This is a genomic window from Paramesorhizobium salinisoli (genome assembly GCF_003335045.1).
Taxonomy (GTDB): Bacteria; Pseudomonadota; Alphaproteobacteria; order Rhizobiales; family Rhizobiaceae; genus Paramesorhizobium; species Paramesorhizobium salinisoli.
In genome coordinates, this window is record NZ_QOZG01000008.1 from 79240 (window position 1) to 104810 (window position 25571).

Here is a 25571-nt window from a genome sequence, read left to right on the forward strand (position 1 = left end):
CGTGTTCAATGGAAAATTATCGTGCAGATGTCCAGAGGTATCGTTTACTTGATAACCTTGGTGGCGCGATCGATGAGGGCCTGCGGCAGTTCCACGCCCATCTTCTTCGCGGCAACGAGATTAACGACGAGATCGGTACCTGCTGCGATCTTGACCGGGATGTCGCCCGGCTTTTCTCCGTTGAGAACGCGGGCGACAATGGCGCCGGTCTGCTTGCCGACATCATGATAGTTGAAGCCGAGGGCGGCAATTGCGCCTCGATTGACTGAATCGGTGTCAGCGGTGAAAAGCGGGATCTTGTTTTCCTCCGCGACTGCAACCGCGCCTTCCAGTGCCGAAACGATCGTGTTGTCGGTCGGAACGTAGATGATGTCGGCGCGTCCGACGAGCGCACGCGCAGCGCCCTGTACATCGGCGGAGCGGGTGGCGGTCGATTCAACCACCGACAGGCCGGCTGCGGAGGCGGCTTCCTTCAAGGCGGCGAGAAGCGAGACGGAATTGGTTTCCCCGGAATTATAGAGAAAGCCGATGGTCTTGGCATTGGGCAGGATTTCCTTGATCAGCTTGACGTGATCGGCCACTGGCGACATGTCGGAAAGGCCGGTGACATTGCCGCCCGGCTTCTCCAAATCCTTCACCAACTGCGCGCCGAGCGGATCGGATACGGCGGTGAATACGACAGGTATGTCGCGCGTTGCGGAGACCACGGCCTGGGCGGAGGGGGTGGAGATTGGAACGATCACATCGGGATTGTCGCCGATGAACTGCCGGGCGATCTGCGCGGCGGTGGCGGCATTGCCCTGCGCGGATTCATAGATGAACTTGAGATTTTCGCCTTCCTTGAAACCGGCTTCGGCCAAGGCTTCCTTGACGCCGTCACGCGTCGCATCGAGCGCGGGGTGCTCGACGATGGCCGTTACGGCTACAGTCACGTCGCGCGCTGCAGCCGGTGTTGCAAGAGCCGTGGCGGCGAAAAGCGCCAGTATAATCGAACGCATGAAAATCTCCCTATTTAGCGTCGTCTAAAGCGTCTTATTGAAGCGGGTAAATGAAATCAACGCGTCATCAAGGACGCTGCGGCTCATCCTTCCCCCCGATTTTTGGGAGTATCTTCAAGCGAGGAGATTTTGTCATGCAAATAATACAAAGCTGCGAATAATACCAGAGGCGCAGCTTCTTCGTCGACCGTTTGGGACGAGGAACCGATGTGTCCGGGACGGACCGCGATCGAATGGTGATCCCGACTGGATTCGAACCAGTGACCCTCAGATTAGGAATCTGATGCTCTATCCTACTGAGCTACGGGACCACACGAGCGACACATACTGTTTTTCGCTGCGTTAGCCAAGCCTGCAAGCCGCTGGATGGGGAGTTTTCCCGGCACAGACGTCAGGCGGCAAGTGCTGTTTCCGCCAGCGTCACCCAATAGCTGATGCCATGCGGGATGGCGTCATCGTTGAAATCATAGGCGGAGTGATGCAGGCCGGCGCTGTCGCCATTGCCCATGAAAATGAAGGCGCCGGGCCGGGCTTCCAGCATATAGGAGAAATCCTCACCGCCCATCATCGGCGGGATCGAAGTGTCGACCCTGGCTTCACCCGCCACTTTGCGTGCGATGCCGGCGGCGAAGTCGGTCTCGCCGTCATGGTTGAAGGTCACGGGATAATTGCGATGATAGTGCACGTCGATCTGCGCGCCCATACCGGCGGCAATGGCTGCCGCCTGGCTGCGCAGCCGGTTTTCGGCGAAATCGCGCATTTCGCCGTTGAGCGTACGCACCGTGCCAGCCAGTTCTGCCGTTTCGGGGATGACATTATAGGCTTCGCCGGCGTGGAACTTGGTGACGGAAACGACCAGCGCGTCGAGTGGATCGGCACCGCGCGAAACGATGCTTTGCAGGAAGGTGACCAGTTGCGAGCCCGCGACGATCGGATCGATTGTGCGATGCGGCTGCGCCGCATGTCCCCCCTTGCCCTTAATATGGATGGTGAATTCGTCGGTCGCGGCCATGATCGGGCCCTTGCGAATGGCGAATGCGCCGACCGGAATACCCGGCATATTGTGCATGCCGTAGACTTCGGAAATGTTGAAGCGGTCCATCATGCCGTCCTTCACCATGGCGAGGCCGCCGGCGCCACCTTCCTCGGCCGGCTGGAAGATCACTGCAACCGAACCGCCGAAATTGCGCGTTTCGCAGAGATATTGCGCAGCGCCGAGCAGCATGGCGGTATGGCCGTCATGGCCGCAGGCATGGGCGCGGCCTCTGGTCTGTGACTTCCATGGCTTGTCGGACGTTTCGGTGATCGGCAGGGCATCCATATCCGCCCGCAAGCCGATGGTCGTCCCGTCAGCGTATCTGCCGTGGATGATGCCGACCACGCCGGTGCGGCCTATGCCTGTTTCCACAACGTCGCAGCCGAATGCCCGCAGCTTCTCGGCGACGAAACGCGCGGTCTCATGGACGTCGTAAAGCAGTTCCGGGTTCTGATGGAGATGGCGGCGCCATCCCGACACCTCCTCCTGCATTTCGACGGCACGGTTCAACAAGGGCATTTCGGGCTCCGGCATGTTATGGATATCGAGAAAATGTAGGTATCAAGGATATGACGTTTCGGTGAAGTGCGGCAATGGCACTTTGCCTTTTCTATGCCACATGGGATAGATAAGGCCATTGCTGTTCGACGTGAAGCCCTGTCCACCTCGTGTCTTTATCCGAAGCAAGGCGGGTGCGAGTAAACCGGAGCCCTCGGATTGAGGCTTATTCACTCCGTTCCCGTCCAAAATAGGCGGGAACCGGCCAAATGGTTTTGAATTTCGAAAGTGCGAGAGAAATGTCGAGACTTCTGACAATCTGGATGATGACCGTGGTGTTCGGGGGAATGTTTGCTGGGGCGGGGGTCGCCCCTGCATTTGCCGCCCCATCCATCACGGTCGATGTCGGAACCGGCAAGGTCCTCTCCCATGAAGATGCTTTCGCCCGCTGGTATCCGGCGTCGCTTACCAAGATGATGACTGCCTATGTGACCTTCCGGGCGCTGACCAGCGGCCAGGTGACGCTGGATTCACCGGTACGCATGACGCTCAATGCGTCCAAGGAGCCACCGAGCAAGATGGGTTACAAGCCCGGTTCTGTGATGACGCTGGACTCGGCGCTCAAGATCATGCTGGTCAAGTCGGCCAATGATGTGGCTGTAGCCGTCGGCGAAGCGATCGGCGGCACAGAAGCGGACTTTGTCCAGCGGATGAATGCCGAGGCGCAGCGCCTTGGCATGTTTGGCTCGCATTTCACCAACCCGAACGGGCTGCATGATCCCAACAATTATTCGACCGCGCGGGATCTGGCGGTGCTGGCGACCCAACTGCGCCGCGAATACCCGCAATATGCCCATTATTTCGGGACCGAGGCGATCGATCCCGGCAAAGGCAAGAAAATCCAGGCGAATTACAACATACTGCTTGGCCGGTTCGACGGCGCCGACGGCATGAAAACCGGCTTCGTCTGTGCCTCCGGTTTCAATCTGGCTGCCTCCGCCACCCGCAATGGCCGCACGATCCTGGCGGTTGTCCTTGGGGAACCCCGCCAGGAGACGCGGGCGGTCAAGGCCGCACAACTCATCACTGACGGCTTCAGGACGAATGCCGCCGCCGCGCCTACCCTGGCAACGCTGACCCCCTATGGCGCCAACCTGGCGCAGGCAACCGATATGCGCGCGGCGCTCTGCAACCAGCAGGCCCTGGCCGACCGCTGGGACGGCAGGGATGTCGAGGGCAAGCTGAAGATCAATTCTCCCTATATCCATGCGATGCAGCACGCGCCCAAGGCCGTTCCGGTCGGGCTCATTGCCGGTCCTGCCGTCATCGCCGGCAATAAAGCTGCCAGCAAGCCCGGGGTGATGGCCGTTTCGCAGATCCCGATTCCGCTGCCGCGTCCCAATCGTCCTTCTCCATCGACGCTGACTGCCGTGAACTGATGAATTTTCCTGCCCATCCCATTCCCGTCTCGGTGCTGACCGGCTTTCTCGGTTCTGGCAAGACGACGCTCTTGAACCGGCTCCTGAAGGATCCGGCGTTGAGCGACACGGCGGTGATCATCAATGAGTTCGGCGATGTCGGCATCGATCACCTGCTGGTCGAGCAGTCGAGCGAAGGCATCATCGAGCTTTCGGATGGCTGCCTGTGCTGCACCGTGCGCGGCGAATTGGTCGATACGCTCGCCAGTCTCGTCGACCGGTTGCAAACGGGACAGATCAAGCGGCTGAAGCGGATCGTAATCGAGACGACGGGGCTCGCCGATCCCGCTCCCGTTCTGCACGCGATCATGGGGCACCCGGTCCTGATGCAGGCCTTCCGTGTCGACGGCGTCATTACGACGATCGACGCAGTCAACGGCATGGCGACGCTCGATGCCCATATCGAAGCGGTGAAGCAGGCGGCGGTCGCCGACCGGATCGTCGTCACCAAAACCGATCTGCCGGCAGCGCGTGCCGCTCTCGGTGATCTCAGGCTCCGGCTTTCAGGGCTCAATCCGGCGGCGGATGTGATCGATGTCGGCGATCGGCGCGCCGATTATGCGACGCTGTTCGAATGCGGTGTTTACAACCCGGAAACGAAGTCGACGAATGTCCAGCGCTGGCTCAATGCGGAAGCCTTCGAGCGGAGGGAAGCTGAAGGGCACCATCATCATCACGGCGGGCATGGGGATCATCATCACCATCATCACGACGTCAATCGTCACGATGCCTCGATCCGTTCCTTTTCGTTGAAGCACGACAAGCCCGTTCCGTTCTCGACTTTCGAGATGTTCATCGATCTCCTGCGCTCGACCCATGGCGAAAAGCTATTGCGGGTGAAGGGCATCATTGAGATCGCCGAGGATCCTGACCGGCCTTTGGTCATCCATGGCGTCCAGCAGATATTTCACCCGCCGGCGCGTTTGCCCGCCTGGCCTGAGGGAAAGCGCGAGACGCGGCTGGTGATGATCACGAAGGATTTGCCGGAAAACTATGTCAGGCAATTGTTCGATGCGTTTCTCGGCCATGTCCAGATCGACATGCCGGATCGCATGGCGTTGACCGACAATCCGCTGGCGATTCCAGGCCGTTCCGGCAGTGTCTGATCCAGAAACTGCGGTTTTTCGAGTGAGATGACTGTCAGGTTTTGCGGATCAGGAAGCGGTGACCGTTTTCAACGGTGACAATCTCGATCAGCGAGTGGCCGTTCTCCGTGCAGAAATGCGGTATGTCTATCCCTGCCAGGGGATCGCTAGTTTCGACCCATAGGCAGGATCCGGGAGGCACATCCTGCAGCTTTCGCCGCGTTTTCAGGACCGGTAGTGGGCAGTTAAGCCCCTTCAGGTCATAAATCTCGATGGATTGGTGTTTCTCAGGCATGGATTCAACTGCGGCTTACTTACCGCCCGAGAACTTTCCACCAGGCTTTCTTTTCAGGCGCCGGTTCAACTGGCTGCGCCATTACCGGCTCGGGATTGGCTGAGGCCGGATCGCCGCCGCTGGGTACAGCGTCGTTCGCGGCTTGCAATGCGGGATTGGGTTGGGGTACCGGCGTCGCAGCTGGTGCTGCCGGCAATGCGGTCGAAACCTCTTGCGGGGCCGGAGCGGTGGCCGGCTGCGGCGCGGCCTGCATGGTTGGCGCGACGGGTTGAAACGAAGTCGGTGTTGCCGTCTTGGCGGTCATGACCGGGTCGATATCCAGCGCGTTCGGCTTTTCGGTCGAAGCAGGCGTCAGGGACGGCGGTTCGCGCGACACCTTCTCGCCACGGGCCCGCGCAGCGCTCCATGCCGATACCAGTTGGGCTTCGGTCAGTCCGGCGATCGACGGTGCGGGAGCCTGCTTGCTTGATTTTTTCTGAGCGGCCGAAAAAGCGGTTTCGAAGGTCTTCTGATAGCTCATATAGGACATGCGCAACGGGTCGGGCTCGCCGACGGCCGGGCAGGCGGCATTGGGAGCAATGCCCTCCGGTCCTATGGCGGTATTGTTGAAGACATAGCGCTTCTCGCAGACATCGACCTTTGGCGGAACCTTGGTGATCTCGAACAGATCATAGCCCTCCTTCAGCATTTTCCAGAAGGGATAGTTCGGGTCGTTGCGATAGCGCGCCATGTTGGCTGCCGTCATGCGGAAGGGGAAGGCCTGGACCTGGAACGCTGTCTGTCCGCCGCGGAACGCATCGCGCGCGAAGGCATAAATCTCGGCCACCTGCTCGTCCGTCATGGAATAGCAGCCGGACGAGGAACATGCGCCGTGCACCATCAGATGCTGGCCGGTGCGGCCATTGACGCGGTCATAGGCGTTGGGAAAACCAATGTTGAACGAGAGATAGTAGCTCGATTTCGGGTTCATCTGAGCCGGGCGGACGGTATAGAAACCTTCCGGCGCCTGACGGTCACCCTCAATATATTTGGGACCCAGCTTGCCCGACCATTTGCAGATGCCATAGGACGCGATCATATCGTAGCGCCCGTTGTCCTTGCGCTTCCATACTTCCAGAGCGCCTTCTTCTTTGAAGATGCGGACCATGATCGGCGAGGTGGTGGTCATCCCCTTCGCCTTCATCTTGGCGACGATCTTCTGCGGCAGCTGTTTTTCCGCCCTGGGCGAAAGATCGTCGATGGAGGATCCCTGGCACCCGGCCAGAAGAGCCGATGCCATGATAGAAGCAAGGATTGCGGTCTTGAGCTTCATTCGTAATCGAGCCTGTGAGCGGTCTTCTGTTTATCCCGGGAAAACCGGTTCCCACTTTTCCTGGATTTGCTCTAACAGCAAAATCTTTCCGTATCGTTGACAAATGTTTACTGCGTCAGCGACAGCGGGCGATAACACTGATGTCACCACTCGCCGTTTTTTGTCAACTCCCCTGCTGAAGCGGCCCTATTATGGCAGAAGCACGAGATGAGTAATATAAGGACACCCCGTCCGAAACAGGGTTAACGGCCGGTAAAGCAAGGACTGCCCGGAGCTGGCTGCCGCGCGGCGCTTAAAGATTGCGGCCTATGGCGAGATATTTGCTGCGCCGATCGTTTTTCAGCGCATCCCCATCCATGCCGGCCATCGACTTCAGCGCGGCCTCGATGGTGTCGCCGGTGGCGTCCATCGCCGCTTCCTTGCCGCGATGGGCGCCGCCCATCGGCTCGGGAATGATGCCGTCGATGATCTTCAGTTCATAGAGATCCTGCGCTGTGATCCGCATCGCGGTAGCGGCGTCCCTGGCGCGGGTGGAATCGCGCCACAGGATCGAGGCGGCTCCCTCCGGCGAAATCACCGAATAGATCGAGTGCTCGAGCATATAGACGCGGTTGGCGGTGGCGATCGCGATGGCGCCGCCGGAACCGCCTTCGCCGATGATGACGGAAACCATGGGAACGCGCAGGTTGAGAGAAGCGGCAGTCGAGCGGGCGATCGCCTCCGCCTGTCCGCGCTCCTCGGCGCTGACGCCGGGATAGGCACCCGCCGTATCGACCAGGGTGATCACCGGCAGTCCGAAGCGGTCGGCCAGTTCCATGATACGGACGGCCTTGCGATAGCCCTCGGGGCGCGCCGAGCCGAAATTGTGCTTGAGGCGGGATTTGGTGTCGGCACCCTTTTCCTGGCCAATAATGGCGACGGCTTCGCCCTTGAAGCGTGCAAAGCCAGCCTGAATGGCTTCATCCTCGGAAAATTTGCGGTCGCCGGCGAGCGGAGTAAATTCGGTGAAAAGCCTTTTCAGGTAATCAAGGCAATGCGGACGGTCGGGATGGCGGGCTATCTGGGCCTTCTGCCAGGGCGTCAGCTTGCGATAGAGATCCTTCAACGCGTCGGCCGAGCGCCTTTCCAGACGGCTGATCTCATCACTCATCTCGACGCCGCCGCTTTCCTGCGACAGCTTCTTCAGTTCGAGGATCTGACCTTCGAGGTCGGCGACGGGTTTTTCGAAATCGAGGTAATTATACATATGGCCTGACTGTTTGTGCGCTCTGGAGTCCAAACGTGCTGGGTCTTATGAGGAACATTCCTCGGCAGCTATCCCTTACATGGTCTTCTATGCCGGCGTTGCTATACAACAAATGCGTCAAAAAACGTTTCATTGCTGCAAGCCGCGTTCCTCATAACGGCCAGACGCTCAATCGGCAAGCGGATGATGCTCGCTGACGAGTTGATGCAGCCTTTCCTCCAGCACATGGGTATAAATCTGCGTGGTGGAAATATCGGAATGGCCCAGCAATTGCTGGACGGCCCGCAGATCGGCCCCATTTTGCAGGAGATGGCTGGCGAAGGCATGGCGCAGCACATGCGGCGAGATGGCTGACGTGGAAATGCCGGCGCGGGCGGCGAGCGATTTCAACTCGCGGGCAAAGACCTGCCGCGCCAGATGGCCGCTTTCCGAAAAGGCCGGAAACAGCCATGGATTGTCATCGCTCTCCGGTTGGGCGTCGCGCAGGGCGAGATAACGGCTCATCGCCTCGCGCGCCTTGGCCGATAGCGGGACCATGCGGTCCTTGGCGCCCTTGCCGCGCACCAGAAGGAAACGGTGGTCGGAGCGGGCGACGCTGGCGGGAAGGCCAACCAGCTCGGAGACGCGCATGCCCGTGGCATAGAGCGTTTCGAGCAGGGCATGGAGGCGCATGGCCCGCAGCCGATCCGTGCCGGCCATGGCCGAATCCTCCGCCTCCAGCTTCGCTCGGTCGAGCAGGCGGCCGACGGCCTGCTCGCTCATGATCTTCGGCAGGGAGCGCTCTTTCTTCGGCGCATCGAGAATTCCCGTCGGATCGTCTTGGCGCATTCCTTCCGCATAGAGGAAGCGGAAGAACTGGCGCAGCGCGGAAAGCCGCCGCGCCTGGGAGGTCGCGGCAAAGCCGAGCGTGTTCATTTCATCGAGATAGGCGCGTATGTCTTCCGATGCGGCATCCGGCAGGTTGGAGCCCCGCGCGGCTATGAATTCCGCAGCGGCTTCCAGATCCCGGCGGTAGGAGGAAAGTGTGTTTTCCGCGGCTCCGCGCTCCGCGCTCATCATTTCGAGGAAATTCTCGATGATCGCTGCCGCCCGCATGATTATTCGGCAGCCGTCGTCGAGGCGCCCGCGACGGGCAGGGCCGCTTGCGACCGAGATGCCGGAAGCCCGGCATCAAGTTTTTCCGGCGGAATGCGAATGGTCATTTCGCCGGGGACCGGATGAACGAACGTGACGAGCGCCAGCATCCCGCCATAGACGAGCATGGCGATGGCCGCGAGACATAAGACAAGGCGCGTCAGCGTTGGCATTGTTCTTTTATGCTGCCCCAATAAGGTGAATGCAAGGATCGCAGCGGCAAACGTCGCCAGCGTCGAGGCCGTTAAGATATTCGCGCCATATGTGATAGACATTCTTTACAAACCGCACGTTTTCATGTGGAAACGCTGGCCATGAGCACAATGGACGATCACGCACAGCAACAGGGCGAAGCAGCAGGCATGGCGGCCGAAATCCGGGAGCGGCTCGGCTCGCGCCCGCTTGTGATCGTCGGACTGATGGGCGCAGGAAAATCGACCGTGGGCAAGAAAATCGCCAGCCTTCTCGGCCTGCCGTTCTTCGATGCCGACAATGAGATTGAAGCCGTCTCGCGCATGTCGATTCCAGAGTTGTTCGAGGCCTATGGCGAGACAGAATTTCGCGATCTGGAGCGCCGGGTCATCCAGCGCATGCTCGAAGACGGTCCTATGGTGCTGGCGACAGGCGGCGGCGCCTATATGAATGCGCAGACGCGTGAAGCGATTGCCGCATTGGGAGTTTCGGTCTGGCTCAAGGCCGATCTCGATCTCCTGATGGAGCGCGTGTCGCGGCGGCAGAACCGTCCGCTTCTGAGGAATGCCAATCCGCGCGACGTCATGAAAAAGCTGATGGCCGAGCGCTATCCTATTTACGCCTTGGCCGATCTGGCGGTCACGTCTCGTGACGAAAAAAAGGAAGTCATCGCGCAGGAGGTGCTCGATGCGCTTTCAGGCTATCTCGGCCTGTGCGAAACAGACACATCCGGGCAAGCCGTAACAGGAAACATTCCTTCATGACCATCGCCGCTGACTTGCCTGAATTCACCACCGTCCCGGTGTCGCTGGGCAATCGCTCCTATGATATCCTGATCGGCGCAGGGCTGATCTCTCGGGCCGGCGAGGAGATCGCCAAGCGTCTCGAAGGCGTGCGGGTCGCCATTATCACCGACGAGAATGTCGCGGGCTCTCACCTGGACAGATTGATGCGCAGCCTCGAAGCGGCCTCTATCGCGGCGACGGCGATCATCGTCGCGCCCGGCGAAAAGTCGAAAGGCTTTGCCACGCTCGAAACCGTCACCAATGCCGTGCTTGCGGCAAGGCTCGAGCGCGGCGATGCGGTCATCGCGCTCGGCGGTGGCGTCATCGGCGATCTCTCGGGTTTCGTCGCCGGGATCGTGCGGCGCGGCATGGGCTTCATCCAGATGCCGACATCGCTCCTGGCGCAGGTCGATTCCTCCGTCGGCGGCAAGACCGGCATCAACACCGCGCATGGCAAGAACCTCGTCGGCGTCTTCCATCAGCCGCAACTCGTGCTTGCCGATACGGATGCGCTCGACACGCTGAGTCCGCGGGAATTTCGCGCCGGCTATGCGGAAGTGGCGAAATACGGGCTGATCGACCAGCCGGATTTCTTCAATTGGCTGGAGATGAACTGGCGACAAGTCTTTGCCGGCGGGCCGGAGCGGACGGAGGCGATCGCAACCTCCTGCCGCGCCAAGGCCGCCGTGGTGGCGCGTGACGAGCGTGAAACCGGCGACAGGGCATTGCTTAATCTCGGCCATACATTCGGCCATGCGCTTGAAACCGCCACTGGCTATGATTCGAGCCGCCTGGTGCACGGCGAGGGTGTCTCCATCGGCATGGTGCTGGCGCACCAGTTCTCGGCACACATGAACCTTGCAAGCCCCGATGCCGCTGCCCGGGTCGAGGCACATCTGAAGGCTGTCGGCCTGCCGGTCTCCATATCCGAGATTCCCGGCACGCTGCCGCCCGCTGAAAAACTCATGGACTTTATCGTGCAGGACAAGAAAGTCTCACGCGGCGCGCTGACTTTCATCCTGACGCATGGCATCGGCCAGGCCTTCATCGCCACGGACGTGCCCTATTCCGCCGTATTGGGTTTCCTCAAGGGAAAGTAACCGCCATGACGCTCGAACTCTGGATCATGTCCGGCATCATCCTGCTCTGCGTTCTTCTATCCGGCTTCTTTTCGGGGTCGGAGACGGCGCTCACGGCGGCATCGCGCGGGCGGATGATGACGCTGGAAAAGAATGGCGAACCTCGCGCGGGCCTCGTTCAGCGGCTGATCCTGCGCCGCGACAGGCTGATCGGAGCGCTGCTGATCGGCAACAACCTCGTCAACATCCTGGCATCATCGATCACCACGACCATCTTCCTGACCCTGTTCGGCGACGCCGGCGTCGCCTACGCGACGCTGGCGATGACGGTCATCCTCGTGATCTTCTCGGAGGTCCTGCCGAAATCATGGGCGATTTCCAATCCCGACCGTTTCGCCATCACTGTCTCGCCTTTCGTGGCGCTGATCGTGGCGGTGATCGGGCCGCTGTCGAGCGGCGTGAACTGGATCGTGCGAACCATGCTTGGCGTCTTCGGGATCAACCTGGCATCCGGCCAGTCGATGTTGACCGGGCATGAGGAGTTGCGCGGCGCGGTCGAGGTGCTGCACCGCGAGGGTTCCGTTATCAAGGCCGATCGCGACCAGCTTGGCGGGCTACTCGACCTGCGTGAACTGGAAGTGTCCGACGTGATGATCCATCGCACCGCGATGAGCTCGATCAACGCGGATGATCCGGCGGATTCCGTCGTGCGTGAAATCCTGTCGAGCCCGCATACCCGCATGCCGGTGTGGCGCGACGATACCGACAATATCGTCGGTGTCGTCCATGCCAAGGACCTGCTGCGGGCGCTTCATGACGTCGACAATGATTTCTCGCGCATCGATATCGTGAAGCTTGCGAGCAAGCCCTGGTTCGTGCCCGATACGACGACACTTCAGGACCAACTCAATGCATTCCTGCGGCGCAAGGCGCATATCGCCATCGTCGTAGATGAATATGGCGATGTGCAGGGGCTGGTGACGCTCGAAGATATCCTCGAGGAGATCGTGGGCGATATTGCCGATGAGCACGATATCGAGATGCAGGGCCTTCGCCAGCAGCCGGACGGGTCGCTGATCGTCGACGGTTCATTGCCGATCCGCGATCTCAACCGCGCGCTCGACTGGCATCTTCCCGATGAGGAAGCGACGACGATCGCCGGCCTCGTCATTCATGAGGCCCAGTCGATCCCCGACGAGAAGCAGGCTTTCACCTTCCATGGCAAACGCTTTACGGTGCTAAAGCGCCAGAAAAACCGTATCCTGCGACTGCGCATCGTGCCGCTCGACGCTGGCGGAAAGCCGGTGAATCTGTCTGTAAGCTGACACCTATCTCCGGGTGGCTTCGCCGGGGGCGGAGGGTTCGAGCGCAAGCGCGTGCACGCCGCTTTCGAGTTCGTCTTTCAGAACTGCGTTGATGGCGCGATGGCGCGCGACGCGATCCATGCCGGTGAAGGTGCTCGAGACGATGCGCACGCGAAAATGCGTTTCACCGGAACCGTCGAATGCGTCGTGGTGATCGCTTCCGTGATGATGATGGCCGGCGTGGAGATGGCTTTCATTGATCACCTCGAGCATTTCGGGTGCGAAGGCGCTTCTCAGTTTTGCCTCAATGGTCGTCTGTTTTGTTACGTGAATGGACATTTGCTTCTCCTACCCCCATATAGTGGCCTCCACCCCCACCTATGAGACCGTGAGCCTTGGGTCAAATTCGCGCATGATTGCGATTATTTTGGCGATTCAGGCGTTACGGTCATCGTGGGGGAAATGTCAATTCTTGTTTAGCTGGCCGAACTTCCCATAATCCTGATTCGATGAAACTGAATTCAAAATATTTCGACCGCATACGGATCCGCCCGGAGAAAGAGGAGGCGGCGCAGACGCGCGCGCCGCAATGCCAATGGGACGGCTGCGATGAGCCGGGAACGCACCGTGCGCCTGTCGGGCGCATGAAGGAAGGCGAATATTTTCACTTCTGCATCGACCATGTGCGTCTCTATAACAAGAGCTTCAACTATTTCTCGGGACTCTCGGACGGCGAAGTCGCTCGTTTCCAGAAGGAAGCCCTGACGGGGCACCGTCCCACCTGGTCAGCCGGCGTCAACGCCTCGGCAAAGACGGCGCCCGAATTTTCCCAGATGCGCTCGGGCCGCGCCGCCTATCAGAACAAGGTGCGCGACCCGTTCAGTTTGTTCGGGGAGGCGAAGGCGCGTGCAGCGGCTACGCCGCGGGCGCGAAAGCCCAAGGCGCTCGAAGCCAAAGCGCTCGAAACCCTCGGTCTTGCTGTAAATTCGACTGGCGATCAGATAAAGGCGCGCTATAAGGAACTGGTAAAGCTCCATCATCCCGATGCGAATGGTGGAGACCGGGGTTCCGAAGATCGGTTCCGCGATGTGATCCAGGCTTATCAATTGCTCAAGCAGGCTGGTTTTTGCTAAAGCCAATCTGAAGAATTGGGAGCCCGGTTCACGGGCGTCCCGGATTAAATCTGGATTGCATTGGAATCTGCGGCGGGCTTCCTCCCCCCGCTTGGAGGCATGATGAACAAGGTTGAACGGGATATCGCCAATCTGCCGGATAAAACGGTATCGGTGCGTGACGTCTTCGGGATCGATTCCGACATGACTGCGCCGGCCTATGCCGGGGGCGATGCCTATGTGCCGGAAATCGATCCGGATTACATTTTCGACAGGCCGACGACACTGGCCATTCTCGCGGGCTTCGCCTTCAATCGGCGGGTGATGGTCTCGGGCTATCACGGTACCGGCAAATCCACCCATATCGAGCAGGTCGCCGCTCGCCTCAACTGGCCATGCGTGCGCGTCAACCTCGACAGCCATGTCAGCCGGATCGATCTTGTCGGCAAGGACGCCATCGTCGTCAAGGATGGGATGCAGATCACCGAATTCAGGGATGGCATCCTGCCCTGGGCGTACCAGCACAATGTCGCGCTGGTCTTCGACGAATATGACGCCGGTCGTCCCGATGTGATGTTCGTGATCCAGCGCGTGCTGGAATCGTCTGGCCGCCTGACGCTGCTCGACCAGAGCCGCGTTATCCGTCCGCACCCGGCCTTCCGTCTGTTCGCGACCGCCAACACGGTCGGTCTCGGCGATACGACCGGGCTCTATCACGGCACGCAGCAGATCAACCAGGCGCAGATGGATCGCTGGTCGATCGTCACCACGCTCAACTACCTGCCGCACGACAATGAAGTCGCCATCGTTTTGGCCAAGGCCAAGCACTACCAGAACCCTGAGGGACGCGAGATCGTCTCGAAGATGGTCCGGATCGCCGACATGACGCGCTCGGCCTTCATCAATGGCGATCTCTCCACCGTCATGAGCCCGCGCACGGTGATCACCTGGGCGGAAAATGCCGAGATCTTCAAGGATGTCGGCTTCGCCTTCCGGCTGACCTTCCTCAACAAGTGCGATGAGTTGGAGCGTTCGACGGTAGCGGAGTTCTATCAGCGCGCGTTCGGCAAGGAATTGCCGGAATCCGCGGTCAACACGGTTCTCGCATAGGGCTTGCGGCATGGCGGGTCGGGGCGACAACACACGCGAACGGCCAAAAGGGCCGGTGGACGCGGAACCGTTCAAGCGGTCCGTGACTGCCTGCATGCGGGCGATCGCCGGCTCGAACGAGCTTGAGGTCGGCTTCAGCAACGATCGCCCGGCGCTGACGGGAAATCGCGCGCGCCTGCCTGACCTACCGAAACGCCCGACCGCTCACGACGTGGCGGTGACGCGTGGCTTAGGTGATTCCATGGCCCTGCGCCGCGCCTGCCACAATGCACGCATCCATGCGACGCTCGCGCCTGAGGGAAAACAGGCCCGTGCCATCTTCGATGCGGTCGAGCAGGCTCGCGTCGAGGCCATCGGTGCGCGTGCGATGGCCGGCGTCGGCGACAATCTCGCTTCGATGCTCGCCGATAAATACAGCCGGGCCAATTTTCCCGCGATCACCGCCAAAGAAGATGCCCCGATCGAGGAGGCTGTGGCGCTGGTGGTGCGCGAAAAGCTCACCGGGCGCCGCGTGCCTGAGGAAGCCGGCAATGTCGTCGAGCTTTGGCGCGAGTGGATCGAGGCCAAGGCTGGCGCCGATATTTCGAATTTGGGCGACAAGCTGGAGGACCAGCAGGCCTTTGCGCGGGTCGTACGCGACATGCTGGCTTCGATGGAGATGGCGGAGGAGCTGGCGCAACAGCAGGAACCGACCGATCAGGACGAAGACAGCGAGGAGACGCCCAAGCCCGAGGATAGCGAAGAAGGCGGCTCTGAAGAACAGGACGGCTCGGACGCTGCGGATAGCGACGATGCCGACAGCTCGAGCGAAGACGGCGAGCAGGGCGACATGGAGGCGGCGGATACGTTTTCCGACGACATGGACGGCGACGATGATGTCGACGCGGAGACGCCGGGTGAGGCGCGCCGTCCGAACCAGCCCTTCGCCAATTTCGCCAATGAGATCGACTACAAGATCTTCACTCAGGAGTTCGACGAGACGGTCGATGCTACCGAGCTTTGCGATGAAGCGGAGCTCGAGCGCCTGCGCTCCTTCCTCGACAAGCAGCTCGCCAATCTTCAAGGCGTCGTGGGACGTCTCGCCAACCGGCTGCAGCGCCGGCTGATGGCGCAGCAGAACCGCTCCTGGGACTTTGACCTGGAGGAGGGTTATCTCGATCCGGCCCGGCTGGTGCGCGTCGTCATCGATCCGACGCAGCCGCTTTCCTACAAGCAGGAGCGCGACACGGATTTCCGCGATACGGTGGTGACGCTTCTCCTCGATAATTCCGGCTCGATGCGGGGCCGGCCTATCACGGTCGCCGCGACATGCGCGGATATTCTCGCCCGTACGCTGGAACGCTGCGGCGTCAAGGTCGAGATTCTCGGTTTCACGACGCGGGCGTGGAAGGGTGGGCAGGCGCGCGAGGCGTGGCTTAACCGCGGAAAGACCGCCAATCCCGGCCGCCTCAACGATTTGCGCCACATCATCTACAAGAGCGCCGATGCGCCCTGGCGGCGGGCGCGCCGCAATCTTGGCCTGATGATGCGGGAAGGCCTGCTGAAGGAAAATATCGACGGCGAGGCGCTGATCTGGGCGCATCAGCGGCTGGTTGGCCGGCCGGAACAGCGCAAGATCCTGATGATGATCTCCGATGGAGCGCCGGTGGACGATTCGACACTTTCGGTCAATCCCGGCAATTACCTGGAGCGCCATCTGCGGGCGGTGATCGAAGAGATCGAGACGCGTTCGCCGGTCGAGCTGATCGCCATCGGCATCGGCCATGACGTGACGCGCTATTATCGCCGCGCCGTCACGATCGTGGACGCGGAGGAGCTTGCCGGCGCCATGACCGAACAGCTTGCCTCCCTCTTCGACGAGCATGGGCGGGCCGCTTTCAAGAGCGCGCAAGGCATGCGCCGCACCGCGCGCCGTTGAATGGGTTCTCCGACCTTTCGCGGTTTCCCCGAATTGCGAAAGCGTGGTTCCTTGTCCTAGTAATCTCCTGGCCATCGCCTGGGCTCACTGAAGACCGCATCGAGCGTTTCAAGGTCATAGCGCGGCCCATCGCGCAGTTTCACATCGGTTCGTCGGAACGGCGCTTCGGTGCGCTGGAATTCGTGGGCGGGCTTGAGTTGACGGCTGCGAATCGCGAATTCGGCGGGATGTCGGCGATCCGTTTTCTCGATGCCGGACGGAATTTCCTCGGCGTGACCGATACCGGTTACTGGTATGCGGGGCGTATCGAGCGGGACGGAAATGGCCGGCCCGTGGGCTTTGGGGATTTCCGCATGGCGCCGCTCCTCGATTCTTCGGGCAAGCCTTTCGAGCGCAAATGGGATGCGGATGCCGAGGGTATGGCGATCTCCGGAGATCGGGTGACGGTCGGGTTTGAGCGTGCGCACCGGTTGCTCGAATATCGGCTCGACACGCGGGATTTCAAGTCGTTGCCGGAAGCCCTGCCGCTGCCGCTCCCGAAAGAAGAATTGCGCAAGAACGCCAGTCTGGAAGCAGTCGCGATTTCGCCCGCATCGGGTCCCCTTGGCGAGACGCGCGTCGTTCTCACCGAAAGAAGCCTGAACCGGAATGGCGATATTTTCGCGGCGGTGCTGACCGGGCCGCGTCGGGGCATCTTTTATGTCCGCAGGACTGATGATTTCGATATCAGCGATGCGGTTTTCCTGCCTGACGGTGACCTGCTTATTCTGGAGCGGCACTATGCGCTCCTGTCCGGCGTCGCATTGCGCATCCGTCGCATAGCGAGCGAAACGATCCGCCCTGGCGGGACGGTCGATGGCGCGGTCATGCTTGGGGCAGATATGGGCTACCAGATCGACAATATGGAAGGGATTGACGCGTGGACGGACAGCGAAGGCCGTTCAGTCATTTCCCTTATTTCGGACGATAATTATTCGCTCTGGCAGCGCAATCTCTATCTCGAATTCCGGCTAGCCGAATAGATCGCCGGCGCGAAGATGGCGAGGACCATTCCGTAGGGAACCAGCATAATGGTGCCCATGAAGGTCTTGACCAGGAAATCGCCGAAAGCGAGAGACGCCCAAAGCGGAATTTCGACGCCGAAAAATGGAACCAGATGCGCGAGCGATGAATCCGGCATGCCGGTCATCGCGTCGATCCACGCGAACTTTGCGGCAAATGCGATGGAGAAGAACAACATCGTATCGAGCACCGAACCAAACATGGCGCCGGCGAAAGGCGCTTTCCACCATTCCTGGCGGCGTAGGCGGTCGAAGACCGTTATGTCCATCAGCTGGGCGATCAGGAAGGCACTGCCCGAGGCAATGGCGATGCGCGGTGTCGCAAGCCAGATCGACATGGTGACACCGAGGACGAACCCAGCATAGACCACCTTGCGTGCGGCGGCCGGGCCGAAGCGGCGGTTGGTCAGGTCATTGACTAGGAAGGCGATGGGATAGGTGAACGCGCCCCATGTCAGTATGTCGTTCAAGCCGAAATGGTCGAATGGATGCTGCACAAGCACATTCGATGCGGCGACGATCGCGCACATGGCAAGGATAGCAGGAAGGAGAGGGCGCAAAGCCTTCATTTTTTTATCCTGGGTAATGGAACCAGCAAAAAAGGGCCGACGAAAGCCGGCCCGGCTCGATCTGTCGCTATTTCAAAGCGTGGGAGCGCTTTGCACGTCCAATGGGACGCGTGGCGCTCCACGCGATCAGGCGGCGACGACTGCTTCAGCGCGCTTCTTGGCGATCTGGCGCTTCAGCAGGCGGGCGCGCTGCGACAATTCCTTCTCGTCCGCCTTGACGAGGAAGGCGTCGAGGCCGCCACGGTGCTCGACCGAACGCAGGGCGTTGGCGGAAACACGCAGACGATAGCTCTGGCCCAGCGCTTCGGACATCAGCGTGACATCGCAAAGATTGGGCAGGAAGCGGCGACGCGTCTTATTGTTCGCGTGGCTGACATTGTTGCCGTACTGGACCGATTTGCCGGTCAATTCACAAGCGCGGGACATTGGTCTCACCTTCAAATTCTGTTATCAGGCCCCGGCCCGGTGTCCGATAAACTCTCTCGCATGAACGCATAACAACGATGCGGGGCTGCGGGCGCGCATTTTTCGGACGGCGGCCTTATGGGAAAGTCGCGTTTCTATAGTGACATGAGCCGCCCGCGTCAAGCTGTATCCGGGCTGCTTTCGCGTTGCAGGCCCTGATGGGGCCGATTTCGCCTTTTCCTAGCCCTGAAGCGGCTCCCATCTGTCTTTCCATAACATAACTTTGCCTATTTTGTTCTATTGGTGAACAAACCGGGGCAAACATGCGGCCTGGAAGATGGTCTTGCAGCAATACCGTTGGGCCATGCAGCGAGGAAAAGATGGCGTTGTCGATGGGTATTCTGCGCCGTGTGGGCGCGACGGCTGTTGTGAGCGGTCTGGCTTCGGCTTTTGTCGCGGCATCGGCCTTCGCGGCTGATATCTACAAGACAGAATATGACGTTTCGGTCTTCGGGTTGAGTATCGCGCATTCAGGCTTCCAGACGAATGTCGACGGCGGAAACTACGATCTTTCAGGAACGCTGGCGAGTTCGGGACTGGCAAGGATCTTCGACCAGACCGACGGGACGATCCATGTGACTGGTTCCGCATCAAGCGCGGGCGCCCTGCCTACCTCCTATGAGGTGAAATACAAGGACGGCAAAAAGAACAAGCGAACCGCTATCAGCTTTTCCGGCGGCTCGGTCTCGGCGGTGGAGAACACGCCGCCGATCAAGAAACGCGCTCCCTGGGTGGAAGCAGGGCCGAACGACCTGAAATCTGTGGCCGATCCTCTTAGTGGTCTGATGATCCAGGCTTCCGGCCCGCAGTCGGTCTGCGGGCGCACGCTGCATATTTTCGATGGGCAGACCCGTGCCGATCTTCAATTGTCCTATACGGGCACAAAGCCTTTCACCACCAAGGGCTTCAAGGGAGCGGCGGTCACCTGTTCGGTCAAGTTCGTGCCGATCTCAGGCTATCAAAAGGGCAAGAAAGCGATCGAATACCTGAAGAAAAAAAGCAAGATCAGTATCGCATTTGCTTCTCTCGGCAATTCCGGTATCTATGCCCCGGTCGCTGCCAGTATAGGCACGCAGATCGGCACCGTGTCGATTTTCGCAACACGGTTCGAGAAGGTCAACTAAAAGGGCGGGCTTCTCCCGCCGGGAGGCGCGGAGATGGTGAGACTGGCGACGCTGATCGGCTTTTCCGCCGTCGTTATGTGGGCGCTGCTGGCGCTGTTCACCGCGGCATCCGGCAAGGTGCCGCCATTCCAGCTCACCGCCATGACTTTCGCGATCGGGACGAGCCTCGGGCTTATTTCGTGGTTGTGGCGGCCAGGTGCTGCGCGCCATCTAAAGCAGGCGCCCGCCGTCTGGCTTCTGGGCACGCTCGGCCTGTTCGGTTATCATTTCCTGTATTTCACGGCGCTTCGCCATGCCCCGGCCGTCGAAGCGAGCCTGATCGCCTATCTCTGGCCGCTTCTGATCGTGGTTGGTTCGGCGCTGATGCCGGGTGAAAGGCTTGCCTGGTATCACATCGTCGGAACGCTGTTCGGCCTTGCCGGAACCGCGCTAGTCGTCACCAAGGGGGGCGGTGTCGGCTTCGAGGCGAAATATCTGTTCGGCTATGCCATGGCCGGCCTCTGCGCCTTGACGTGGTCGGCCTACTCGCTGATGTCGCGCCGCTTTGCCGCCGTGCCGACCGATGCGGTCACCGGGTTTTGCGCCGTTACCGCCATTCTGTCGCTCATCTGCCATCTGGCGCTTGAGGAGACCGTGTGGCCGGAAACAGCCATGCAATGGCTTGCGGTGCTGGGCTTGGGGCTTCTCCCGGTCGGCGCTGCCTTCTATGCCTGGGATTTCGGCGTCAAACGCGGCAATATCCAGGTGCTGGGCGCGGCGAGCTATGCGGCTCCGCTTTTATCGACGCTGGTGCTGATCCTTGCGGGATCGGCGGAACCGAGCTTTCGCATCTTCGCCGCGTGCCTTTTGATCACGTTTGGAGCCGTGCTGGCGGCCAAGGACATGATCCTTTCGAAGCGGCGCGACCGAGTTCCGGAACCGGTATAGGATTTGTTCTTGCGGCATGATCCCGAAAAGCCTGCCACTTTTCGGGATCATGCGCTTATTCACCGATCAATTGCTGGATTCGTGTCTTGTTGTCCCGGCCGAAAGCAACGTGCTCCGGGTTGATGTTTCCCAACTCGTCGATCAGTTGCGGTTCGTTCTCGGCTTCGGCGGCGGCAAGGCTGCTCATCAGTGCGAAATAGCCGACGATATAGCCACGCGGCTTCACCTGGTGCTTGGCCAACACGGCCATGACAGCCGGTTTGGCTTCAACGCCGGTGGTCAGGGAATCCAGTGTTATCGCGCCTTCAGGAGCTGATTCATCGTCCTGGCTGGACAGGTTGAGCGCCTGGAGCTCTGCCTGGATCGCTTCCATGCGGGTGAGGAAATCGTCGGTAAGAGGATAGGCATTCACTTCGGCCTGCGTTTCGGGCATGGCCTGCGCGGCGGCGGGGGCGGCTGTCAGCAGCGCGAAGGCGGGCCAGCAGATCAGGGCGGCTTTGAAAATCAGGCGGAGCATTTGCGTTTTCCCGGTTGATCCGATTCCCATAATGCAGAGCCCGCCGCAAATAAAGGCCGGACTTATTCCGGCAACGCGCCCGGTTCGGCCATTTCGAATTGTGCGAAATCGAAGCCCGGGGCGACGGTGCAGCCGACGAGCGTCCATGCGCCGAGGCTCTTGGCCGTCTGCCACCAGCCGGCGGGGACCACGCCCTGTGGCCGTTGGCCATTCTGGAGATCGAGGCCAAGGCGGACGGTGCGGCTGGTGCTGCCGTCGGAGAGTTTCAGTTCGAGAGGGCTGCCGCCATGCCAGTGCCAGACTTCGGCCGCGTCCCTGACGCGATGCCAGGCAGAGACCTCTCCCGCCTCGAGCAGGAAATAGATCGCGGTGGAATGGCCTCTTTCACCTATCTTTCGGCCATTTGAAGTCTCGTTATCGCGGAATGTTTCCACATACCAGCCGCCCTCAGGGTGCGGCTGCATCGCCAGTTCCTTGCGGATCGTTTCGGGCGTCAGCGTCATCAGAAATGGTCCTTGCGCTTGCGGATCTCGGCGAAGACCTCTTCGTCGCGGGCGCCTTGCATCCCCAACCGCACGCGGATGCGCGGGTCGTGCCAGCGCAGGAAGGGGTTGGTGGCCATTTCCAGCGCGATACTGGTCGGCAGCGTCGGCCTGCCCGCCTCGCGCAGGCGGATGATTTCCTTGGCGCGTTCTTTCAGCGCGGGGTTTTCCGGATCGATCGTCAGGGCGAAACGGGCATTGCTTTCGCTATATTCATGGCCGCAATAGACCGCCGTATCACCCGGCAGTTCCAGGAGCCGCGACAGGGAGCGGAACATGGTTGCCGGCGTTCCCTCGAACAACCGGCCACAGCCGAGCGCGAACAGCGTGTCGCCGGTGAACGCCACCTTAGCCTGCGGAAGATAATAGGAAATCTCGCCCGCCGTATGGCCCGGTGTGGAGATCACCTGGACCTCGAACCGGCCGAAATCGAAGCGATCTCCGTCCGAAACGGTGCGGTCGATGCCGGGGATCATCGCCTTTTCGGCTTCCGGCCCTATGATTGTCACGCCGAATTTCTGCTTGACCGAGAGATTGGCTTCGACATGATCGGGGTGATGGTGCGTGGTGAAGATGAAATCCAGCGTCCAGCCGCGCCGTTTCAACGCCATCCGGATCGGCGCTTCTTCCGGCGCATCGATGGACGCGGTGAGCCCGCTCTCGGGATCATGGATCAGAACGCCATAATTATCGCTGCGACAGGGGAACTGCTCAATTTCAAGGCGAGGCATCGGGGGCATTGATCGTACCATTCCAAGTTCCAGTCATCCGGAGCGCCGCGCATCCTCCTGGACGCGCAAGAGCGCAAACATTTTATGCTGCATACTTCGAATTCGTTTTAAGGAATTACGCAGTAGCCCGGCTTCTGCAAAGGAATTGGGTATGGCCGCGCCGCTTTATTTAGAGCGCGTGAAGACTGCTTCTGCAAGAAACAGTTTTGCGACAGGAGACCATCGGGGCCCATTCAGTCTCCAAGCAGGGCGTATTGCCTGACCCAGTCCGCCGCGCGGCTGGCAACCGAAACGGTGCCCATGACGGCCCTGTCGACAGTATCGGTCACGGTCTGGTAGCCGAAGCGGGTACGTTTCGCCAGGATTACCCTGGGTTCGACCGGGACGCCGATTGCCATATCTGCAGCTATGGGCCTGTCACCAATATGCGCAGGAATCGTGATCTTCGGGCTGACCGACGCCAGGAGATGTCCGTTCGACCGGGCGGCCGGCCCGCAGGCGGCGGTGATCAGCGGATAGCTCATATCCTTGCGGCTTTTGATTTCCCGCGACAGGTCCCTTTCACAATCCCGCATGCTGGTCCAGCCGGCATCCGCCGTGCGGATATATTCGCACTGCTTGGCATCGCAGTCGCAGCCCATGACCGTCATGATGATAAGCGCTGTTTTCATATCCCTCAGATTCCCCGAAAATCACGTGATAATCAGGGATATCGCAGGTGAAAACGGCAGCACTTCGCTGCGATAATGGAAAGATTATGGACGAATTCTGCAATGGCTGCACAATTCAGGGTTGTGGTTCCTGAGAATCGCTACTTTTTTCCTCGGCCGTTTCGAGCGAATGCTTCATGATCAGTGGCATCTGAAAGAGGGTGAAGGCGACGGTGATCGGCATGATGCCCCAGACCTTGAAGGCGACCCATGTGTCGGTGGAGAAATTGCGCCAGACCACTTCATTGAGGATGGCGAGCACAAGGAAGAACAGTCCCCAGCGCAGCGTCAGCTTGCGCCAGCCCTCGGCATCGAGCTTAAAGGCCTGGTCGAAGACATAACCCAGAAGCGACTTACCGAAGGCGAGCCCGCCGAGGAGCACCCCGCCAAACAGCGCATTGACGATAGTCGGCTTCATCTTGATGAAGGTATCGTTGTGCAGCCAAAGCGTCAGCGTGCCGAAAGCGAGGACGACGACGCCGGAGACGAGCGGCATGATGGGGAGAGTGCGTGTCATCGCCCATGAAACACTGAGCGCCAGGACCGTCGCGGCCATGAAAAGCGCGGTCGCCACGAAGATTGGCCCGCCGATGATGGTCAATGCGGGAACGCGCTCCAACAGCCATTCGCCGCGTGCATTGGCGAAAAAGAAGACCAGCAGGGGCCCCAGTTCCAATACCAGCTTGAGGAGGGGCGGCAGTTGCCTGCGGATCGGATCCGCCCGGGTTGCCGGATCGGAAGGATCGCGTTCGAAGATCGGGTGTTCCATTCATGCCACTCCTGCGATTGCGCGGGCGAAATCCTTCGCGGTGAAGGGTTCGAGATCGTCGACCTGCTCACCGACGCCGATGAAATAGACCGGCAGCTTGTGCTTGGCGGAGATGGCGACGAGGATGCCGCCGCGCGCCGTGCCGTCGAGCTTGGTCATGACGAGGCCGTTGACGCCCGCGATATTCCTGAAGATCTCGACCTGGTTCAGGGCATTTTGCCCGGTGGTCGCGTCGAGGGTCTGAAGAACGGTATGCGGCGCTTCCGGGTCATTCTTGCCGAGGACGCGAACGATCTTCGCCAGTTCGTCCATCAATTCGGACTTGTTCTGCAGGCGACCGGCGGTATCGATGATGAGCACATCGCTTCCCGCTTCCTTGGCTTTTTCCCAAGCGTCATAGGCGAGCCCCGCCGCATCCGCGCCTAGCTTCGACGAGACGACCGGCGCGCCGGTACGCTCACCCCAGATGTGCAACTGCTCAATGGCGGCGGCGCGGAAGGTGTCGCCGGCTGCGAGCATTACCTTGAGGCCCCCGGCAGTGAGCTTTGCCGCGAGCTTGCCGATGGTCGTGGTCTTGCCGGTGCCATTGACCCCCACGACGAGAATGACGTGCGGCTTATGCGAGAGGTCGAGCTCCAGCGGCTTTGCCACGGGCGCCAGCACCTTTTCGATCTCCGAGCTCATGATAGCGCGCACTTCGTCGGTGGCGATGTCCTTGCCGTAGCGTCCGGAAGCCAGCGCGTCGGTAATGCGCGTCGCCGTTTCCAGTCCGAGATCGGCCTGGATCAGCACGTCCTCGAGATCCTGAAGCGTGCCTTCATCGAGCTTGCGCTTGGTGAAGATGCCACCGATGGAATCGCCAAGCTGCTGAGAGGAGCGCGAAAGGCCATGACGCAGGCGTTCAAACCATGTCGCCTTCTTTTCCGGTTCGGCAGGGGACGGGGCTTTCTCCTCGCGTGCCTCGACGGATTTTCCCACCGCCACCTTTTTCGGCTTTGGTGGTGCGGGTTGCGGAGCGGGCGCCGGTTCGACGCTGTCAGGCGCTTGCGGTTCCGCTTCCGCTTCCGGTCGGACCACGACGGGGGGCTCGACGGCAGGCGGAGCGTCGATGGTGATCTCGACTTCCGCGACCGGGGCTTTTTCCGGCTCGTGCGTCAATGATCCGGGCGCGGGTTCTGGTTCAGCAATGGCTTCTTCGATTGCCGGCGCTTCCTCGGCAACAGGTTCCGGCCGGTGGTGATCCGTCACCGCGGGTTCTTCAGCCTGTTCCCCAATCTTGATCTCCGGCTCGCTTTCCGGCTCGACGATCGGTTCCTCGGCTATTTCCCCGCGTTCAATGCGCAGTTCCGCATGGGAGGGCTGAGGTTCGGCTTCGATCGCGGGCGCTTCCGCCGATGCTGCCTCGGGCGCTGTTTCTGCCGTTGATTCTACCGTTGCTTCTGCCGGTTTGGGGGCAGGGGCCGCAGCCGCGTCCCAGTCCTCGGGCGCGCTGTCAACAGGCGCTTCCTCGACCTCCTTCTTGCCGAAGGTAAAAATCTTCTTGATGAATTCCAGAGCCATTTATTTCGAACCTG

27 protein-coding genes and 1 tRNA gene are annotated in these 25571 nt (G+C 60.4%); 11 read left to right on the plus strand and 17 right to left on the minus strand.

Annotated elements, in window-relative coordinates:
* Positions 1-44: 44 nt before the first annotated feature.
* From DUT91_RS18300 to DUT91_RS18310, 3 genes are all read right to left on the minus strand, one after another.
* Positions 45-998, minus strand: coding sequence for an ABC transporter substrate-binding protein (locus tag DUT91_RS18300; RefSeq protein WP_114441947.1), 954 nt, complete (start codon positions 996-998; stop codon positions 45-47).
* A gap of 234 nt (positions 999-1232) precedes the next feature.
* Positions 1233-1309 (minus strand) — tRNA-Arg (locus DUT91_RS18305).
* An 80-nt stretch (positions 1310-1389) separates the two neighbouring features.
* Entirely contained in the window at positions 1390-2553 is a 1164-nt protein-coding gene (locus tag DUT91_RS18310) for a M20 aminoacylase family protein (RefSeq protein ID WP_114442094.1), read from the minus strand.
* Between the two features lie 278 nt (positions 2554-2831).
* On the opposite strand from DUT91_RS18310, the gene DUT91_RS18315 reads away from it, so the two are divergent.
* Together DUT91_RS18315 and DUT91_RS18320 are read left to right on the plus strand one after the other, a co-directional pair.
* Positions 2832-3971, plus strand: a complete 1140-nt coding sequence (locus DUT91_RS18315; RefSeq protein ID WP_114442095.1) for a D-alanyl-D-alanine carboxypeptidase family protein — start codon at positions 2832-2834, stop codon at positions 3969-3971.
* Positions 3971-5116 carry a CobW family GTP-binding protein gene (locus DUT91_RS18320; RefSeq protein ID WP_114441948.1) on the plus strand — a complete coding sequence of 382 codons (1146 nt, stop codon included), beginning with the start codon at positions 3971-3973 and terminating at the stop codon, positions 5114-5116. The genes DUT91_RS18315 and DUT91_RS18320 overlap by 1 nt, the downstream gene beginning before the upstream one ends.
* Positions 5117-5150: 34 nt before the next feature.
* On the opposite strand, the gene DUT91_RS18325 is transcribed toward DUT91_RS18320, so the two are convergent.
* From DUT91_RS18325 to DUT91_RS18345, 5 genes are all read right to left on the minus strand, one after another.
* Positions 5151-5390: a sulfurtransferase TusA family protein gene (locus DUT91_RS18325; RefSeq protein ID WP_114441949.1), complete on the minus strand. Its 240-nt coding sequence runs from the start codon at positions 5388-5390 to the stop codon at positions 5151-5153.
* A 19-nt stretch (positions 5391-5409) separates the two neighbouring features.
* Positions 5410-6702, minus strand: a complete 1293-nt coding sequence (locus DUT91_RS18330; protein ID WP_114441950.1) for a L,D-transpeptidase family protein — start codon at positions 6700-6702, stop codon at positions 5410-5412.
* A 292-nt stretch (positions 6703-6994) separates the two neighbouring features.
* Positions 6995-7948: an acetyl-CoA carboxylase carboxyltransferase subunit alpha gene (locus DUT91_RS18335; protein ID WP_114441951.1), complete on the minus strand. Its 954-nt coding sequence runs from the start codon at positions 7946-7948 to the stop codon at positions 6995-6997.
* Between the two features lie 168 nt (positions 7949-8116).
* The gene (xerD, locus tag DUT91_RS18340; protein WP_114441952.1) at positions 8117-9043 is read right to left on the minus strand and encodes a site-specific tyrosine recombinase XerD; all 927 of its coding nucleotides are present in this window, start codon (positions 9041-9043) and stop codon (positions 8117-8119) included.
* A gap of 2 nt (positions 9044-9045) precedes the next feature.
* Positions 9046-9255, minus strand: coding sequence for a histidine kinase (locus DUT91_RS18345; RefSeq protein ID WP_245419787.1), 210 nt, complete (start codon positions 9253-9255; stop codon positions 9046-9048).
* A gap of 141 nt (positions 9256-9396) precedes the next feature.
* Between DUT91_RS18345 and DUT91_RS18350 the strand changes: the two genes are divergently transcribed.
* Genes DUT91_RS18350 through DUT91_RS18360 form a run of 3 tightly spaced genes read left to right on the plus strand, consistent with a single transcriptional unit; the run spans position 9397 to position 12463 of the window.
* Positions 9397-10038, plus strand: coding sequence for a shikimate kinase (locus DUT91_RS18350; RefSeq protein ID WP_114441953.1), 642 nt, complete (start codon positions 9397-9399; stop codon positions 10036-10038).
* A complete protein-coding gene (gene aroB, locus DUT91_RS18355) occupies positions 10035-11159 on the plus strand; it encodes a 3-dehydroquinate synthase (RefSeq protein WP_114441954.1) in 1125 nt (374 codons plus the stop codon). Before DUT91_RS18350 ends, aroB begins: the two co-directional genes overlap by 4 nt.
* 5 nt (positions 11160-11164) lie before the next feature.
* Positions 11165-12463, plus strand: coding sequence for an HlyC/CorC family transporter (locus tag DUT91_RS18360; protein ID WP_114441955.1), 1299 nt, complete (start codon positions 11165-11167; stop codon positions 12461-12463).
* Between the two features lie 3 nt (positions 12464-12466).
* Here the strand turns inward: DUT91_RS18360 and DUT91_RS18365 are convergent, their stop codons facing one another.
* Positions 12467-12781 carry a BolA family protein gene (locus DUT91_RS18365; RefSeq protein ID WP_114441956.1) on the minus strand — a complete coding sequence of 105 codons (315 nt, stop codon included), beginning with the start codon at positions 12779-12781 and terminating at the stop codon, positions 12467-12469.
* 170 nt (positions 12782-12951) lie between these two features.
* Between DUT91_RS18365 and DUT91_RS18370 the strand changes: the two genes are divergently transcribed.
* The 4 genes from DUT91_RS18370 (at position 12952) to DUT91_RS18385 (ending at position 17604) form a co-directional block, all read left to right on the plus strand.
* Positions 12952-13575 carry a J domain-containing protein gene (locus tag DUT91_RS18370; RefSeq protein WP_114441957.1) on the plus strand — a complete coding sequence of 208 codons (624 nt, stop codon included), beginning with the start codon at positions 12952-12954 and terminating at the stop codon, positions 13573-13575.
* Between the two features lie 102 nt (positions 13576-13677).
* Complete coding sequence (cobS, locus tag DUT91_RS18375) at positions 13678-14664, plus strand: cobaltochelatase subunit CobS (protein ID WP_114442096.1); 987 nt, start codon at positions 13678-13680, stop codon at positions 14662-14664.
* Between the two features lie 10 nt (positions 14665-14674).
* Positions 14675-16582, plus strand: a complete 1908-nt coding sequence (gene cobT, locus DUT91_RS18380; RefSeq protein WP_114441958.1) for a cobaltochelatase subunit CobT — start codon at positions 14675-14677, stop codon at positions 16580-16582.
* A gap of 197 nt (positions 16583-16779) precedes the next feature.
* Entirely contained in the window at positions 16780-17604 is an 825-nt protein-coding gene (locus tag DUT91_RS18385) for an esterase-like activity of phytase family protein (protein ID WP_147272212.1), read from the plus strand.
* On the opposite strand, the gene DUT91_RS18390 is transcribed toward DUT91_RS18385, so the two are convergent.
* Together DUT91_RS18390 and rpmB are read right to left on the minus strand one after the other, a co-directional pair.
* Entirely contained in the window at positions 17577-18212 is a 636-nt protein-coding gene (locus DUT91_RS18390) for a queuosine precursor transporter (protein ID WP_114441960.1), read from the minus strand. The genes DUT91_RS18385 and DUT91_RS18390 overlap by 28 nt on opposite strands.
* A gap of 126 nt (positions 18213-18338) precedes the next feature.
* Positions 18339-18638, minus strand: coding sequence for a 50S ribosomal protein L28 (gene rpmB, locus DUT91_RS18395; protein ID WP_114441961.1), 300 nt, complete (start codon positions 18636-18638; stop codon positions 18339-18341).
* Positions 18639-19009: 371 nt separating this feature from the next.
* Here rpmB and DUT91_RS18400 point away from each other — a divergent pair, with 371 nt between their 5' ends.
* Both DUT91_RS18400 and yddG read left to right on the plus strand, forming a co-directional pair.
* On the plus strand, positions 19010-19801 hold the full coding sequence (locus DUT91_RS18400; RefSeq protein WP_245419800.1) for a DUF3108 domain-containing protein: 792 nt from the start codon (positions 19010-19012) through the stop codon (positions 19799-19801).
* A 36-nt stretch (positions 19802-19837) separates the two neighbouring features.
* Entirely contained in the window at positions 19838-20728 is an 891-nt protein-coding gene (gene yddG / locus DUT91_RS18405) for an aromatic amino acid exporter YddG (protein WP_425373818.1), read from the plus strand.
* A gap of 55 nt (positions 20729-20783) precedes the next feature.
* On the opposite strand, the gene DUT91_RS26705 is transcribed toward yddG, so the two are convergent.
* The 6 genes from DUT91_RS26705 to ftsY form a co-directional block, all read right to left on the minus strand.
* A complete protein-coding gene (locus DUT91_RS26705) occupies positions 20784-21245 on the minus strand; it encodes a hypothetical protein (protein WP_245419788.1) in 462 nt (153 codons plus the stop codon).
* Between the two features lie 62 nt (positions 21246-21307).
* Positions 21308-21748 (minus strand): cupin domain-containing protein, encoded by a 441-nt coding sequence (locus tag DUT91_RS18415; RefSeq protein ID WP_114441964.1) that lies wholly within the window; start codon positions 21746-21748, stop codon positions 21308-21310.
* Entirely contained in the window at positions 21748-22518 is a 771-nt protein-coding gene (gloB, locus tag DUT91_RS18420) for a hydroxyacylglutathione hydrolase (protein WP_114441965.1), read from the minus strand. The genes DUT91_RS18415 and gloB overlap by 1 nt, the downstream gene beginning before the upstream one ends.
* Before the next feature lie 233 nt (positions 22519-22751).
* Entirely contained in the window at positions 22752-23189 is a 438-nt protein-coding gene (locus DUT91_RS18425; protein ID WP_114441966.1) for a hypothetical protein, read from the minus strand.
* A gap of 115 nt (positions 23190-23304) precedes the next feature.
* A complete protein-coding gene (locus tag DUT91_RS18430) occupies positions 23305-23997 on the minus strand; it encodes a septation protein A (protein ID WP_114441967.1) in 693 nt (230 codons plus the stop codon).
* Positions 23998-25557: a signal recognition particle-docking protein FtsY gene (gene ftsY / locus DUT91_RS18435; RefSeq protein ID WP_114441968.1), complete on the minus strand. Its 1560-nt coding sequence runs from the start codon at positions 25555-25557 to the stop codon at positions 23998-24000.
* Positions 25558-25571: the final 14 nt, after the last annotated feature.